17 protein-coding genes and 1 other RNA gene are annotated in these 15236 nt (G+C 42.4%); 6 read left to right on the top strand and 12 right to left on the bottom strand.

Annotated features, from left to right (window positions below; genetic code table 11):
• Window positions 1-205: 205 nt before the first annotated feature.
• A non-coding RNA gene (gene ssrS / locus KH172YL63_RS10075) (6S RNA) lies at window positions 206-395 on the bottom strand.
• A gap of 100 nt (window positions 396-495) precedes the next feature.
• Window positions 496-933, bottom strand: a complete 438-nt coding sequence (locus tag KH172YL63_RS10080; RefSeq protein WP_173105977.1) for a peptidylprolyl isomerase — start codon at window positions 931-933, stop codon at window positions 496-498.
• Window positions 934-1108: 175 nt separating this feature from the next.
• Between KH172YL63_RS10080 and KH172YL63_RS10085 the strand changes: the two genes are divergently transcribed.
• The 3 genes from KH172YL63_RS10085 to KH172YL63_RS21730 all read left to right on the top strand — a co-directional run bounded on the left by KH172YL63_RS10085 (window position 1109) and on the right by KH172YL63_RS21730 (window position 2955).
• On the top strand, window positions 1109-1405 hold the full coding sequence (locus KH172YL63_RS10085; protein ID WP_173105978.1) for a phage holin family protein: 297 nt from the start codon (window positions 1109-1111) through the stop codon (window positions 1403-1405).
• A 643-nt stretch (window positions 1406-2048) separates the two neighbouring features.
• Window positions 2049-2516 (top strand): transposase, encoded by a 468-nt coding sequence (locus KH172YL63_RS21600; RefSeq protein WP_269475211.1) that lies wholly within the window; start codon window positions 2049-2051, stop codon window positions 2514-2516.
• Window positions 2482-2955 carry a transposase gene (locus tag KH172YL63_RS21730; RefSeq protein ID WP_269475212.1) on the top strand — a complete coding sequence of 158 codons (474 nt, stop codon included), beginning with the start codon at window positions 2482-2484 and terminating at the stop codon, window positions 2953-2955. Before KH172YL63_RS21600 ends, KH172YL63_RS21730 begins: the two co-directional genes overlap by 35 nt.
• Before the next feature lie 475 nt (window positions 2956-3430).
• On the opposite strand, the gene KH172YL63_RS10095 is transcribed toward KH172YL63_RS21730, so the two are convergent.
• Both KH172YL63_RS10095 and KH172YL63_RS10100 read right to left on the bottom strand, forming a co-directional pair.
• Window positions 3431-3952, bottom strand: coding sequence for a type 1 glutamine amidotransferase domain-containing protein (locus KH172YL63_RS10095; RefSeq protein WP_173105979.1), 522 nt, complete (start codon window positions 3950-3952; stop codon window positions 3431-3433).
• 304 nt (window positions 3953-4256) lie between these two features.
• Window positions 4257-5150, bottom strand: coding sequence for an NAD(P)-dependent oxidoreductase (locus KH172YL63_RS10100; protein ID WP_232066170.1), 894 nt, complete (start codon window positions 5148-5150; stop codon window positions 4257-4259).
• A 163-nt stretch (window positions 5151-5313) separates the two neighbouring features.
• On the opposite strand from KH172YL63_RS10100, the gene KH172YL63_RS10105 reads away from it, so the two are divergent.
• On the top strand, window positions 5314-5574 hold the full coding sequence (locus KH172YL63_RS10105; RefSeq protein WP_173104249.1) for a hypothetical protein: 261 nt from the start codon (window positions 5314-5316) through the stop codon (window positions 5572-5574).
• Between the two features lie 92 nt (window positions 5575-5666).
• Here KH172YL63_RS10105 and KH172YL63_RS10110 read toward each other — a convergent pair whose 3' ends face one another.
• The 4 genes from KH172YL63_RS10110 to KH172YL63_RS10125 form a co-directional block, all read right to left on the bottom strand.
• Window positions 5667-6023, bottom strand: a complete 357-nt coding sequence (locus KH172YL63_RS10110) for a YidH family protein (protein WP_173105981.1) — start codon at window positions 6021-6023, stop codon at window positions 5667-5669.
• An 84-nt stretch (window positions 6024-6107) separates the two neighbouring features.
• On the bottom strand, window positions 6108-7229 hold the full coding sequence (locus tag KH172YL63_RS10115) for an MBL fold metallo-hydrolase (protein WP_173108125.1): 1122 nt from the start codon (window positions 7227-7229) through the stop codon (window positions 6108-6110).
• A gap of 105 nt (window positions 7230-7334) precedes the next feature.
• Window positions 7335-7631, bottom strand: coding sequence for a rhodanese-like domain-containing protein (locus tag KH172YL63_RS10120; protein ID WP_173105982.1), 297 nt, complete (start codon window positions 7629-7631; stop codon window positions 7335-7337).
• 30 nt (window positions 7632-7661) lie between these two features.
• Window positions 7662-8027, bottom strand: a complete 366-nt coding sequence (locus tag KH172YL63_RS10125) for a rhodanese-like domain-containing protein (protein ID WP_173105983.1) — start codon at window positions 8025-8027, stop codon at window positions 7662-7664.
• Window positions 8028-8308: 281 nt separating this feature from the next.
• Between KH172YL63_RS10125 and KH172YL63_RS10130 the strand changes: the two genes are divergently transcribed.
• Window positions 8309-8995: a response regulator transcription factor gene (locus KH172YL63_RS10130; protein WP_173105984.1), complete on the top strand. Its 687-nt coding sequence runs from the start codon at window positions 8309-8311 to the stop codon at window positions 8993-8995.
• The gene (locus tag KH172YL63_RS10135) at window positions 8992-10395 is read left to right on the top strand and encodes a sensor histidine kinase (protein WP_173105985.1); all 1404 of its coding nucleotides are present in this window, start codon (window positions 8992-8994) and stop codon (window positions 10393-10395) included. The genes KH172YL63_RS10130 and KH172YL63_RS10135 overlap by 4 nt, the downstream gene beginning before the upstream one ends.
• A gap of 77 nt (window positions 10396-10472) precedes the next feature.
• On the opposite strand, the gene KH172YL63_RS10140 is transcribed toward KH172YL63_RS10135, so the two are convergent.
• From KH172YL63_RS10140 to KH172YL63_RS10155, 4 genes are all read right to left on the bottom strand, one after another.
• A complete protein-coding gene (locus tag KH172YL63_RS10140) occupies window positions 10473-11393 on the bottom strand; it encodes a DUF1002 domain-containing protein (RefSeq protein WP_173105986.1) in 921 nt (306 codons plus the stop codon).
• Window positions 11394-11562: 169 nt separating this feature from the next.
• Complete coding sequence (locus KH172YL63_RS10145; protein WP_173105987.1) at window positions 11563-13026, bottom strand: PAS domain S-box protein; 1464 nt, start codon at window positions 13024-13026, stop codon at window positions 11563-11565.
• 186 nt (window positions 13027-13212) lie between these two features.
• Window positions 13213-13989, bottom strand: coding sequence for a sulfite exporter TauE/SafE family protein (locus KH172YL63_RS10150; RefSeq protein WP_173105988.1), 777 nt, complete (start codon window positions 13987-13989; stop codon window positions 13213-13215).
• 79 nt (window positions 13990-14068) lie between these two features.
• Window positions 14069-15196 (bottom strand): MBL fold metallo-hydrolase, encoded by a 1128-nt coding sequence (locus tag KH172YL63_RS10155; RefSeq protein WP_173105989.1) that lies wholly within the window; start codon window positions 15194-15196, stop codon window positions 14069-14071.
• Window positions 15197-15236 lie beyond the last annotated feature (40 nt).

The following is a 15236-nucleotide window of genomic DNA, read 5'->3' on the forward strand; positions in this document are numbered from 1 at the left end:
TTCGTGGTAAAGTAAATATGCCCCTCCCGAACATTCGCTTGTTGCGGGACACTTAACCATGTACGGACGGGAGGGGCCTCGATACATAAGCGTAAGGCTGGATGACAATATTCATCGAGCCTTTTTTGTATGCGTCTGATTTTCCTCACATCCCCAAAATGAAAAAGCCAGCCCCCGATTGGGAACTGACTTGAGATACTCATTATAAGGAGCCACATTTGCCGTAATTTTGGTATAAGAAAGTTTTAAACCACCACTCCTCAAAGTGGGTGTTTGCAGAAGGTTTCCTGTCGTCCTCAAATCGTGGAGGCTTGACATTCCGACTTCGATGTAAAACTCCCTGTTACAGTTTAAAGGTTAAAACTTTGTTATGATTACGTACAACGCAGCCTGTATGAGTATCATACACCATCACTGAAATGATTTCAACCATTGTTTATCAGGAAATCATTCAGCAGGAAAATGTGAACGGAGCAAGGTCCGTCCCTCCATTCATTATGCGTCGAATACAACCATCTTTTCCATAACGTCGCCGTTTTTCATTGATTTGGCAATGTCGATGCCTGATGTCACTTTACCGAAAACAGTGTGTACACCGTTTAAGTGTGGCTGTGGCTCGTGGACGATGAAGAACTGACTTCCGCCTGTATCTTTTCCTGCATGTGCCATTGATAGGGAACCTTCTTCATGCTTATGAGGGTTTCCTTCTGTTTCACATTTGATTGTGTAACCAGGACCTCCCATTCCATTTCCGTTAGGGCATCCGCCTTGGCTCACGAAACCAGGGATGACTCGGTGGAAGCTTAAACCATCGTAAAATCCTTCGTTTGCCAGTTTTTCAAAGTTTGCTACTGTTCCAGGTGCTTCGTTTGGAAATAAATCAAATTCGATTTTTTCACCTGTTTGAAATTGTATGTATCCTTTTTTTGCCATTTAAAACAGCTCCTTTTCATTATAGGTCAATCAATATAATATCACTGAACAATGGGCATGTCACTTTAAAGGTCATATTTATCCATCGCTTCTTTCAATATAGGTTGTCATGAATTGTCCGATTGCCCAATAAACTGATAGTAGAAGTCAAGAATCATAATAGGGAGTGAATTGGATGATTGAAAATCTGTTGAACGGGATTTCCATCGACCCTCAAGTCACCGTGCTTGTTCCGATATTGTGGGTATTGGGGTATGCATTCAAACGCACGCCTCATGTGCCTGACTGGCTCATCATCTGGGTACTGCTGGGTGTTTCAGTTGTTGTCAGCGGCTGGACATTAGGGTTTGATTTAAACGGGATTTCCAATGGCTTTATTGCTACAGGAATAGCGATCACGACCCATCAGTCAGTCAAACAGACTTTCTTCAATAGAGTCAGTGACCGGAATAAACGGGATAGGAAGATTTAGAGGAAGGTGTGATTCAAATCTAAGGCATTGTTTCGTGAACATTGTGGCTTAAGAACATTTTAATTAAGCGAGATGCGGTTGATTTCCGCTACAGATGCTCGCTTTCCGCGGGGCTGTTGGTGAGCCTCCTCGGCTGCGCCTGCGGGGTCTCACCCACTGGCTTTGCATAAATTCCAAAAAAAGTAATTCTCTGTTTCTATACTCTGTAGTTCATTATTCTTTTGGTACGTTGATAGATAGACAAACACAAAAAAAGCTCCTATTGTAGATATGTTGAGCGTTTGTTCCCAAAACAAACTATCTACAAAGGAGCACCAAATTAACCTCATTATGATAACTCAAAATCAGTCATTAGTCAATGTTTATCGTTATTACCTACCGAGGGTTTGGCTTGTCCACTTTTAAATTACAATAATAAAAAGCTTTCGATTGAACAGTTAGTCAAAATTTTTGTTACGGCTCAATTGGATAAATGGGGATCGTATCCTGAATTTGACACCCAAATGCAAGCGAACCAGGACTTTATGAATGACATTGGAATCGAGAGTATAAGTAGTTCTCAACTAAGTAGAAGGATAAACGAATTAGATACCACTATTCTACAAACTCTTTTTTCAAAGTTCTCAATAACCTAAAGCCCTATATGCACTCATTTTCAGGCCTTCCGAATATCGGAAAACTTCATATTGTTGATGCGACCCATATTAAGCTACCGCCTGTATTGTCTGAATGGGCCTATGTCACCAAAGGGTGGAACGTTGTCAAAATGCACACCCGTTTGGTGGTGGCCTCACCGGATGTATATTATCCCGATAAAATTGTCCCTTCAAACGGGAAAGCTTCAGATCATGAAGGGGGAGAATTCTTAATCGAATCAAGCGATGCCACCTATGTGATGGATCGTGGATACATGGATAAAATCAGGATGAATCAATGGATCAAAAACAACATTAAATTCGTGATTCGATTAAAGAATGATATCCGCATACAAGTCGAGGAAGAGCGTGAAATCCCTGAAGGGGAGTCGGGATCAAATCTTAAGAGATGCCAAAGTAATATTAGGTGTAGAAAAGAAAATGGAGCCGGTACGATTAGTGGAATATCAGGATGAGAATGGAAAGTTGTATAAAGTAGCTACGACAAGATGGGACTTAACGCCAAGTGAAATCGCAGACATCTATAAAAACCGTTGGATCATTGAAATATTTTTTAAGTGGATCAAACAATCTCTTCGATTTGTGAATGTTTGGAGTACCAAACCGAAAGGCATATGGAACCAAATGTTTATCGCAATGATTACCTATATTCTTACTTTGATGGTGAAGTTGAAGACGAAATCTCAAAAAAGTATGTTGTCTATTCTTAGACATATTCAGATTTACCTCCATCGGACATGGGGGGACTTACAAGCTGCCTTGGACTACACTCCAAAAAGGACTTCGAGAGGCAGGCAGAAGATCCCCGACAAACCTCCAAAAGAAGTAGATTTCGGATCCGTCGCTCTCATCGTCAAACAAAGAAAGAAACAGGTTAAAAGGATGATAAAATAATATTACAAAAAAATGGGAACAAACAATAATCTTTTATAGAGTTTCTCTTTTTTGTTCCCACAGGTAAATCCAACTGTAATATTTTTACTTAAATTGAAATTGATTTACACTTATGCAAAGCCAGTGGGTCTCACCTTTCCAGCGTTTCCCGAAGGAGTCGAGCATCTTCCGCTCCAATCAACTGGCAAAGATAGATTTTAAAAATCACTGAACTACCTACCATTTCTTTTTTTTTGAGAAGCAGTGACCAATGGAATATCAGGACCTTTTCGAATTGCAGAAGATAGTCACACCTCAGGCATCTCACTTATTCAGCTTTTCCCGTCGGAGTATTCGACCTGATTCCTGTTACGAGCCGGCATGTGCTCAACCTGTCAATAACAAAAAAATCCGAACCCATACGATTTTCGTAAAGAATTTCGTATGATTGTTCGGATTTTTTATGTTTCTAACGCCCGGTCCCTGGGTTTTCAACCTATTTTTCCAGGGCTACAATAAACTCTCTCATGTAATCAGGCAGATCAGGCGGCCGTCTGCTGGAAACGATATGTCCATCGGTTACGACAGGCTCATTTACCCACGTTGCACCGGCATTTTCCATATCATCCTTGATCCCGGGTGTACTTGTAACGGTCACGCCCTGGAGGATTTTGGCGGATATTAATACCCATCCTGCATGGCAAATCTGGCCGATCGGTTTCTTCTCCTTGTCCATCTGCTGAACCATGGAAATGACTTCTTCATATCGGCGAAGTTTATCAGGTGACCACCCTCCAGGTACGAGGATGGCATCGTATTCATCCGGGTTGATATCGCCGAAGGCAAACTCAGATTGAATAGGGACGCCATATTTTCCGATGTATTGCTGATTTGCTTCTTCCCCTACAATATGTACTGTAGCCCCTTCTTCCCTCAAGCGCAGCACTGGATACCACAGCTCAAGGTCTTCGAAATCGGCGCTTACTAATTGAATGACTTTCTTTCCTGCTAATTTCAATGTTCCTACCTCCAATCGTATTCTCCCATCCATTGTCCAAGTTATCATGGAATATTGCAAATGATAACCTAATGATAGGGACTGTATTTTTTTATCGCCTTGATGATCGATTTTGTCTGGAAATATGATACTAAGAATGCGACTGCGGTCATGATCGTACCATACGTATATATGACTCTGGATAATCGTTTAAATGAGTTTTTTCTCAACCCGCTCACCTGTCTTTCACATATTTTAGTCTGCATCTTATTATTTCCAGTTTTATCAAGAGTATGTTCATTCACGAAAATTCACTGAATCGAGCTCAACAATCAAGCGATCCGTCCAATAATTGAATCAACGCTTGCGTTCCCTTGTCTTCTTGACCTTTAGAAGCCAATTCCTCATAAAGTGAAAGGGCGAGTTCCAGGCCCGGTGTCCTGATTTCCATGTCTCTTGCTGAATCAAGGGCGATTTTCAGGTCCTTGATGAAGTGCTTTATAAAAAAACCAGGGGCAAAATCCCCTTCAATCATCCTTGGAACGAGGTTGCTCAGTGACCAGCTCCCTGCTGCACCAGATGTGATGCTTTTCAGTACCTGACGGGGATCAAGGCCTGACTTTCTTGCATACAGAAGTGCTTCACTGATCCCCATCATATTTGATGCAATCGTGATCTGATTACACATCTTTGTATGCTGTCCTGCACCCGCTTTTCCTTGATACACCACATTAGTGCCCAAGAGTTGCAATAAAGGTTCTGCGTATGTAAAGCTGCTTTCTTTTCCCCCTGCCATGATGGATAATCTGGCTTCCTTAGCGCCAATATCTCCCCCAGAAACCGGGGCATCTAACACTGATATTCCTTTCTCGCTCCCTGCCTGGGCAAGTTTCTCTGCGAGTGCAGGTGAAGAAGTGGTCATATCGATGGCCAGGGCGCCTTGTTTCATATGTTGCAGGATACCTTCACTTCCGAGGTAAAGTTTCTCAACGTCTGAAGGATAACCGACCATCGTGATGACGACGTCTGAAGCTTGAGCTAATTCCTTCGGTGTTTCGGCCCATTTCGCGCCGTTTTCGATCAGCGGCGTGGCCTTCTCTTTCGTCCGGTTGTATACAAGAAGTGAGTATCCCGCTTTCTGGATATGAGCAGCCATGCTTTGGCCCATGACACCTGTTCCGATAAATCCGATGATGCTTTCTTTAGATAATACTTTCACACAATTCATCCTTTCAACATTAGACTGTGTATTCATTTTCCACCAGAATGTTGCGGTTGTCCACTTTATCACAAGTGTAAACTGAGCCAATGTTTATTTTTATGTGCAGGGGGAAAAGGATGAACATATTAAATCACGATACTATTGAATGGAGGAAAAGGATATGAAAATGAATAAATCATTACTTGTCGGCGCGACTGTGACAGCAGGGTCTTTAGGTTGGATACTCTCTTCCAAGGAGAAGCGCAATCAGCTTCACAATATGAAAGAAGGCTTGATCACAAAAATCAAAAAAAGGACAAAACAAGATCTTCCTGTTGAAAAAGCAGGCAATCCTGATCCGAAAAATATAGAAGATAATTCGATGGTAAGTGAAGGTGCCATGACATCAGTTCAATATTACAATGAACAAAAGCAGGATTAAGTGATGTGAAGAAATAACCATTAATAAAAGAAAATCCGACGGTTTCGAAGCCCTTTTTCCGGCACGAAGCTGTCGGTTTTTTTATGTTTCCATTACTTAAAAGAAAGAAAATATACGGTCACAAATATTAAAATGATGATTGCGACGCCTGCCATCACTTTGATGAATGCATCTGATGAGGTGAATGTCTGCGTATTGATGTGCTTCCTCGTACGGTAATAATTGACGGTCGCCCCTCCAATGATCAGGAGGCCGATGATAATTGACACAGCGCTGATGATGATGGCGATGCGGTCTTGCAGAGGGCTTCCCTGCAGGGAATTATAATGAAGGCTCGTAGTAAGAAACCCGATCCCAATCATGGCAATCGCTGTCCTGATCCATGCCAGGAAGGTTCGTTCATTTGCCAGATGCTGTTGTATATACTTAGACTCTGGTGTTTCTTCCATGAAATATCACGTCCTCTCAATCCATAAAACGATCCCGAAAAGGCATTCGGGATCGTTTTGTCTTTCTATCAGAAAACGACAGGATTAACGTACGGCACAGCGATTCGGACCTGTCTCCATCTCGCGTTTTTCATCGTCATCCGGTTTCATTTTACCCATATTGGTTTCCCGGATCTTTTCATAGCTATTCGGCTGAGGAGGGAGATTTTCAGTGACAGTCTTTCTGAACTCTTTCTCATCCTCGATATTCAACCCATGATTTTCTTTATAAAGAGCATTCAATGATTGTGACACCGAACCGTCTTCATTCATTTCATCAATCGTCATGAAGTGTGCCGGCAGGACAATCAGGTCATTTTCAAGATTTTTGTAACGTGAATATAGCGTTTGTCTTAAATCGCCGACCCAATCTTCGGCCTTACCTGCTAAATCCGGTCTTCCGATGGAATCAATAAACAGGATATCGCCTGTTAACAGGTAATGCTCATTTACAATAAATGATGTGCTTCCGATTGTATGACCGGGTGAATAGACCGCTTCGATCTTCGAGTCGCCCACTTCTACCACGGTATTGTCTTCAAGTGCAGTAAAATCGAATTGAACCTCTTCCGCATCTTTCGGCGGTAAATAATAAGGTGCCTGATATTCCTCGCTTAATTGGCGGCCGCCAGAAATATGATCGGCATGCAGATGGGTATCAAGAACTGCTTTGACTTTCAGACCTTTCTCCTGGATAAAGGTTTTATAAGGTTCCAATAAACGGGCTGCATCGATGAATGCCACTTCTCCATCCGACACAATTGCATAGGATAGGCATCCCTTGCCGATCCGTACAAATTGGTATACTTCTCCATGTGGAATGTCCCCGATTTTAATGGGTTCGAGATGCTCACTCCAGGCTTGCATTCCGCCTTCCACTGAGTAAATGTTGTCCATCCCTGCTTCAATCAGCATGTTTGCAGTCTTCGTTGAAGAATTTCCCTTGGCACATATGACATAAATCGGTTCACCTTGCGGGAGGGTGTTTTTAACCGATTCAAGATTTTCTTTCAGCTCGTTAAAAGGTTTGTTGATGATGGTAACGTTGTTTCCTTCCACCTTCCAATCATCAAAAGCATCTTTTGGACGGACGTCGAGAATGAACATTTTATCCCCGTTAATGATTTTTTTAGTGAGCTCGCTTGCTGATAATTGTTTGATTGTCATCGTCATAATCATAACTCCTCCCTCAAAATTATTTTTCCTCAATAGTCATACATTATCCTTTAAATGATTCTTTAAACCTGTATGGGTATATAAAATTTCGTCAGTCTATTCCATTTTCCCTTCCCATACAGACATTCCACCTTGCATATTGGTGACTGAAAACCCTTGATAATCAAGAAACTTGACTGCCTGGCTGCTTCTGCCGCCAGATTGACAGACTACGATATAATCTGTTCTTTTGTTCAATTCATTCATTCGGAATTCAAGTAATCCAAGTGGAATGTTTACACTTCCCGGGATTTTTCCGGTTTTCACTTCTGCCACTTCACGGACATCGATGATATTCAGCGTTTCCCCTGATTCCAGTCGCTTTTTCACTTCACTTGCCAATATGGTCTTCATTTGTTTCTCCCCTTTTTCATGCGGATTGGTTTATATTAAATTCCAGGCGTTCATCCCGCCGCGTACATTCGTGACCGAGGTGAACCCTTTTTGTTTTAAGATTTTACATGCATTTGCGCTTCTCATCCCGCTCTGACAAATGACCACCACTTCTTTTTCTTTCGATAGTTGGTCCGTTTGCTTGTGGAGGGATTGTAACGGCATATTTTTAAATGTTTTGATATGCTTGTTTTTATATTCCCCTGGTGTTCTCACGTCGATAAATTGCTTGCTCCGATCGTTGAGCATCCCTTTTAGTTCACCCGTGGATATTTGATTGATGCCTTTCCCGTTTTTTTTCACCATCATATAAAGCATAATAAGTACGGCAAGAATGATTAATCCTAAGAATTCCATGTGTTGCACCTCTTCTTCTTTATTTTGGGCTATGCGCCTCATGTCTATATGTATTATATACCCCATTGGGTATAATGTCAAACAGCACTTTTAGGTGATTGTATGCTTTCGTTTGCTCTGCTGGGGTTCGTTGCATCACCATCAAATTGAAGGTCGTCGGTTCCATGCCGCAGGAACAGAAATATACATAAATTGTTGATAAAATCTCACAAAAAGTTCACGGTTATTCACTATAATAATACTTGATGCAATTTCTTATTTTTGAGTTTGGAGTGGTTTGAATGAAACAATGGAATATACTGATCGTTGACGATGAACCGGAAATGAGACAGCTGATCAAACTGTATTTAAACAGGCAGCACTATTTTTGTGTTGAAGCTGAGAATGGACTCGCCGCCCTAGATCAGTTGAATAAAACCCACATTGATTTAATGATTGTGGATATCATGATGCCATTTATGGATGGCTTTCAGCTGTTGGAAGAAGTGAGGGAAAGAAGTGAGGTCCCCTTTATCTTCCTATCGGCAAAAGGTGATGACCTGGATAAAGTGAAAGGGCTCAAACTCGGGAGTGACGACTATATGGTAAAGCCTTTCAATGCAGAAGAATTGGTTGCAAGGATTGAAACCATCCTCCGCAGGTCGTACGGCGTGCAGATGAGTCAGCGTTCAATGGTGGAACGTTTTGGTCCTGTATCATTCAATCTGGCTTCGAGAACGGTGACTGTTGGTGACCATTCTCCCAGATTGACACTGAAGGAATATGAATTGTTCCTTTTCCTGGCAAGACACCAAGGGAGGGTTTATAAGAGGGATCAGCTCCTTGATCACATCTGGGGAAATGATTATGAAGGAAGCGACCGGACGGTGGATACCCACATCAAAACACTGCGCCTGAAGTTAAAAGGATACGGGCATTTGATAGAGACAGTCTGGGGGCTGGGGTATAAATTTGAGGTCTCACTGTGAAGAGAGGATCCCTTTCCCTAAATAAAAAAGTGTCCCTGCTGTTATTGAGCAGTTTATTTTTAACGATTGTCTTCTCGTTTCTGTTTATCCACTTTCTTTATAAGGATCTTTACATCGGGACTGTCAAAGAGTCCCTCCTCTATCAGGGACAGCGGACGGCAGACCACTATCATTACGGTGATGTCAGCGGGAATGTCAAAGATAAAATCCTGTGGTATAACGTGATTTCTCCGTATGAAGTGACTGTAGTGGAAAACCTTGATGATTTACAAATCAGTTTTCCATATCAGATTGAAGAAAAGCCTCTCATTAATGAAAGCGATCTTCATGTACTCAAACAAGGTGCACATATTATGAAGGAAGGGTATGTGAAAGAGTTCCACCGGAATGTAATCGGGGCTGTGTTCCCCTTGATGAATGAAGAGAGATTAATGGGTTATCTGTTCATTTACATCCCCCTTGCCGAAATGACGGAAGTATTCAGTAAAGGCATTCCGATTTTACTGTTGGCCGGGGTCCTGTTTTATTTCGTCCTTTTTATCATTATTCAATCAACGCTTTCCTCCCTGTTCAAACCAGTAAGGGAAATGCAGAACTTCTCCAATAAGGTGGCAAAGGGAGATTTCTCTGAACGGGTCACCGTTACATCTCATGATGAAATGGCTGAGCTTGCCCATACATTCAACAGTATGGTGGATTCCCTTCAGCACCAGGAAGAACGGAAGAGGCAATTTCTTTCAAATGTTGCCCACGAATTGCGTACCCCCCTTACCTATATCGGCGGCTATGCAAAAGCATTGACAGATAAGGTGCAGATGAACCCGGAGGAAATCGAAAACAGCCTCCAGCTCATCCAAAAGGAATCCGTACGCATGCAGAAGCTGATTACCGAACTGTTAGAACTGAACAAGTTGGAAGATGCATCATTTTCATTGGACGTTGAACCAATTGTCCTGTCACAATTCATCATGGATTCACTCAGTATGATCCGCCCGTTTGCAGAATCAAAGCAAATTGACTTTCAACATGAGCTGGACGAAGACTTAATCATATCCGGGGACCCGGACCGGGTGATGCAAGTGCTTTATAATGTCCTTGACAATGCTTTCAAATACTCACAGAGAAACAGCTCAATCGTCGTATGGTCCTATGAAGAAGAAGGCATGGCGGTCGTCAAGATAAAAGATGAGGGAATCGGCATTCCACAAGCATCTCTTTCACAAATCGGTGAACGTTTCTTCCGTTCAGATCTCTCAAGAACCCGTGATACAGGCGGATACGGACTTGGCTTGTCTATCGCCAAAGAAATCATGCGCAAACATGAAGGGACATTGTTCATCGAAAGTGAGGAAAATAAAGGCACCACTGTGTATTTGAAGTTCCCTCTTCTGGAGGTTTAGTTCACTTGCAGTCTTTCAGGAAATAAAATAAAGCGAAAGACAAAGTCATTTCCGACTCGGTCTTTCGCTTTTATCGCTTAACCAAATAAATTTTTAATGGAAGCAAAGAAATCTTTGATCGCTTCGATGAGAGCTGTAAAGAAATCAGACACCTTTTGGCCGAATCCTTTATCATTCACGATGTCTTTGATTGTGCTTTGAATATCTTTCGTCAAGTCATCAAGCTGCTGCTGAACATTATCAAAGTTGATGTCAAGGGATCGCATCTTATCAAATAGATCAATCAGCAATTGACGATCTTCAGGACTTAAATCAATATTCAACGTTTTTAACTTCTCTTCAACGATTTTCTCGATTTCTTCTTTTGTGGCAGGATTCTGATCGGCAATTTCTTTTTTGATCTCTGTCAACAGTTTGCTGACTTCTTCTTTGTCGATCCCTGCTTCTTTTGCCAGTTCAGTTGCGACATTCAGTTCTTCATTTGCCACTTCCATCCGAACCGTATCCAGCTTCTCCCCGCTGACATCATAGGCTTTGTAGATCCCGACCAACGCGGAATGTCCACTCACCTTCACAGGGGATGCAACATCAACGACTGCATTTTCCACCCCTGCCGTCAACAGGGCATTGGAATACATGGAATTGGTCACTTCAGTGATATTTTCAGGCGTGACGATATTCACTGTAAGCCCTTCACCCTTTTCCTTCCGGGTGATCATGGCAGATGAAAACATGCGGGCGTTGCGGTTTTCACCCTCTATATATTTTACAAGGTCTTCACCAGTGGCGGTGAATTCTTCAACCTCAGTGCCTTCATCCACACCCAGTTGGGCTTGGACTTCTTTTTTCTGCTGAGAGGTCAGCGTTTCCCCATACACGACGATAGGCAGTCCGAATTTTTCATTAATGCTTGCTTTATCATGATCTGCTGCTGACGCTGATTGAATCCCGCTAACCAGTAGTGTACATAGTAAGGCGATTCCCATCATCTTTTTCATGTTCATTCTCCCTTTTCTAATCATTGTGATCGATCAGCCGGGACAACCCGGCCATTTCCCCATTGTAAGCTATTCTTAGACGGCTTTCATCCATCCAGGGTCTGATTTACTTCTTAGACGAAACATGTATATGAAACGTTACACACTTTTAGAATGGACGGTATCACGGTCAATCCTTAGCATACACAGGAAGGGGAAAAGCCACCTTGACACATGTCCCTCCTGACCCGCTCGTGATATTCACATCCCCCAGGTGATTTTCGACGATTTGCTTACTGACCATGATGCCGAGTCCCGTTCCATTCTCTTTTGTAGTAAAGAATGGTTCTCCGATTCTGTTCAACACTTCCTTCGGTATCCCCTCCCCTTCATCGATGAAGCAGACGCAGGCCATTTGTTCGATTTCCTCTACATGAATCGATACCCTGCCACCCATACTCATGGATTCAATGGCATTTTTAATGAAATTAATGAATACCTGTTTAATCTGATTGGCATCCCCAATGACGATGCACGAATCTTCTTTATATGTAGTCTGTATCTCAATGTTTTTCATGATGGCATCTGTATTAATCAGTGTGATGACCTGTTTCAATAACACAATCAGGTCTACTTCCTGCATATCCGAAACCTTGGGTTTTGCCAGGGACAGCAGTTCATTCAAAATCAATTCAATCCTGCTCATTTCACTCATGATCACGTCGAAATAGTACTGCTTATATGTATGATCCCTCTCCATCAGCTGGAGGAAACCTTTGATGGATGTGATCGGATTGCGGATTTCGTGTGCGATGCCTGCTGCCAGCTGACCGGCCACTGATAATTTTTCAGACCTGATCATGAGCTCTTCGGTCAGTTTCCTCTGTGAGAGATCCCGGATCATGACGTGAGACACTAGCTCATGATGGATATAGGTTGGGATTGCCTTCACTTCTACCTCCACAACAGAACCGTCCAGACAAATAAGCTTTTCGATTTCAGGGAGAACCGCTTCCCCTTTATTAAGACGTTCAATTCTTCTTAACACTTGTTCTTTGTAGTCTGGGTGAATGAAATCAAGGATGTTCCGATTCACGATGTCGTCTTTCGATTTCGCTTTCAGGAAATTGATGCCGGTTTCGTTGATATACTGACAAATGCCATTTTGACTGATCATTACTGTATCAGGAGAGAATTCAACCATCTTACTATACAGTTCTTCCCGTCTCTTCAGTTCTTCTTCATTTCTTTTGAGAGAGGTGATGTTCTTGGCAATTCCATATACGCCGATGATTTCATTGGATGTTTCCACTGGGAACATGGTGATATTGACTTCCACCAATGTGCCTTGTGCATGCATCACTGTGAAATCGAAGTTTTGTATACTTCCATTTTTAACCGAGGGGAAATGGATGAAAGAAGAACCTTTTTCGGTCGGGGGGATGATTTCAATGAAGTTTTTTTCAGTCAATTGATTCGGGGAATATCCTGTTATCAGTTCGCACGGCTTATTTGCATAAATGAATCGACCTTCCAGATCTAAAACGAATAAACCATCTGCATTACTTGTAAATGAGATTTGATCGGATTCAAGCTTATGTTCGATATGTTGTTTAAGTAATGTTCTTTTTCTCGATGCTTCTTCTCCAGACATGGCTCTCTCTCCTTTTTTAACGGTATATGGAAATGGATGTCCATATACCTCATTGTACATAAGAATAGTAGAATTGTATAAGCCTTTCTGGAAAAGTCATGAAATTCCTTCACAGAAGAAAAGCCTGGAACCTTTATGCCATCTATTTAAAGAATAGATGGTACGAAGGCTCCAGGCTCTCATTCATTATAGTATATCCACCCAAATTTTGATGGCAGTCCCCAAGATGAGAATTGCAAGGATCATTTGAAGGATCTTTGTGTTCATTTTCTTGCCGGCCATTGCACCTAGTGGTGAAGCGATTAGACTGGCTACTACCATGATCATGGCAGGCAGATAATCGACTTGACCTGTCGTGATTTTACCAACCGTCGATCCGATGGATGAAATCAGCGTGATGGCCAATGAAGAAGCGATGGTCATACGGGTTGGGATTTTTAGGACAACGAGCATGATTGGTACAAGCAGGAATGCTCCCGCAGCGCCGACGATACCAGCGCCGACCCCTACGATCAGGGCAAGCGTTGCTGCCAGCCATTTGTTGAAGGAAACATCTTCAAGTTTCACGTCATCAATGCCCTTTTTAGGGATGAACATCATGACAGCGGCGATCAATGCAAGAATACCGTAGACAATATTGATTCCTGCTTCACTCATGAATTTTGAACCGTATCCTCCGACAAAGCTACCAATCAAAATGCTGACACCCATATAGGTGATAAGCGTTTTGTTTAAAAAGCCTCCCTTTCGGTAAGCCCAAACGCCGCCAAGAGTGGCAAAGAACACCTGTACGGCACTGATTCCGGATACTTCGTGTGCAGAAAATGTTGCAACACCGAGTAAAGGCGGGATATAAAGGAGCATCGGGTATTTAATGATACTCCCCCCGATTCCCACCATCCCGGAAATATATGATCCGATAAAACCGATCAGAAAGATTGTAATAATAAATGCTAAATCCATAGAAAGTCCCTCCCTTATTAGTGAAACGGGAACCGCACCAGGCGAGTTCCCGTAGGATCAAACGTATGCGAGCGGGTCCTTAGCGGACGGCACAACGATTCGGTCCGATCTCCATTTCACGTTGTTTCTCTTCATCAGGGGTGATTTTCCCCATATTTGTTTCACGGATCTCCTGGTAGGCATTTGGTTGTGGAGGAAGATTCTCAGAAACCAATTTACGGAATTCTTCTTCACTCTCAATGTTCAAACCATGATTTTTGGCAAATAATGTGCCAAGCTTCTCGCCTACAGAACCGTTGTCATTTAATTCATCGATGATCATGAAGTGTGCAGGAAGGACAGTCAATTCCATTGAAAGACCTTTATAACGAGAATACAGGCTTTCTCTAAGATCGGCTACCCAATCTTCAGCTTTCCCGGCCAAGTCAGGACGGCCGATGCTGTCAACGAACAGGATGTCACCGGATAGTAGATATTTTTCATCAATGACAAATGAAGTGGATCCGATTGTGTGACCTGGTGAATAGAGTGCGTTGATGTCAATCGTAGTTTCTCCGATCACCACATGATTCCCGTCCTCAAGTGCTGCGTATTTGAATGTTACTTCTTCTGCATCTTTCGGAGGCAGCCAGTAAGTGGCATTCGTTTTCTCAGCAATTTGTCTACCACCGGAAATATGGTCAGCGTGCAAGTGAGTGTCGAACACGTGTGTGATGACAGCTCCTTTTTCTTCTGCAAAATCAGTGAAGATATCGGTCATACGGGTAGCATCCACGATTGCAGCTTCTCCCTTGGAAATGACCATGTAAGAAAGACAGCCTTTTCCTAAGCGTACAAATTGATACAGTTCCCCGCCGTCAGAAAGATCGCCGACCTTAACTGGTTCCAAGTGCTCACTCCAAGCTTTCATACCTCCCTCAAGATAAGAAACATCTCTACCTTCTTCTGAAAGCATGTCAGCCACCATGATGGAAGATCCTTCTTTCGCACAGACAACAAGGATGTCTTGATCTTCTGGAAGTTGATCCATGATTTCTTCTACACCGTCTAGTAAGTCGAAGTATGGAATATTTAAATATTCGAATTGTTCACCTTCAATTTTCCAATCTTCAAAAGCATCTACATTTCGAACATCCAGGATGAATAATTTCTCCCGATTCATTACTTTTTGTGCAACTTCTTTTGTGTTCATTGCTTTAACCGCCATTGCATTCCCCTCCAGTTTCTCTCTCTTTATTGGTTATATC

It is taken from the genome of Bacillus sp. KH172YL63, assembly GCF_011398925.1.
GTDB lineage: Bacteria > Bacillota > Bacilli > Bacillales > Bacillaceae_B > Rossellomorea.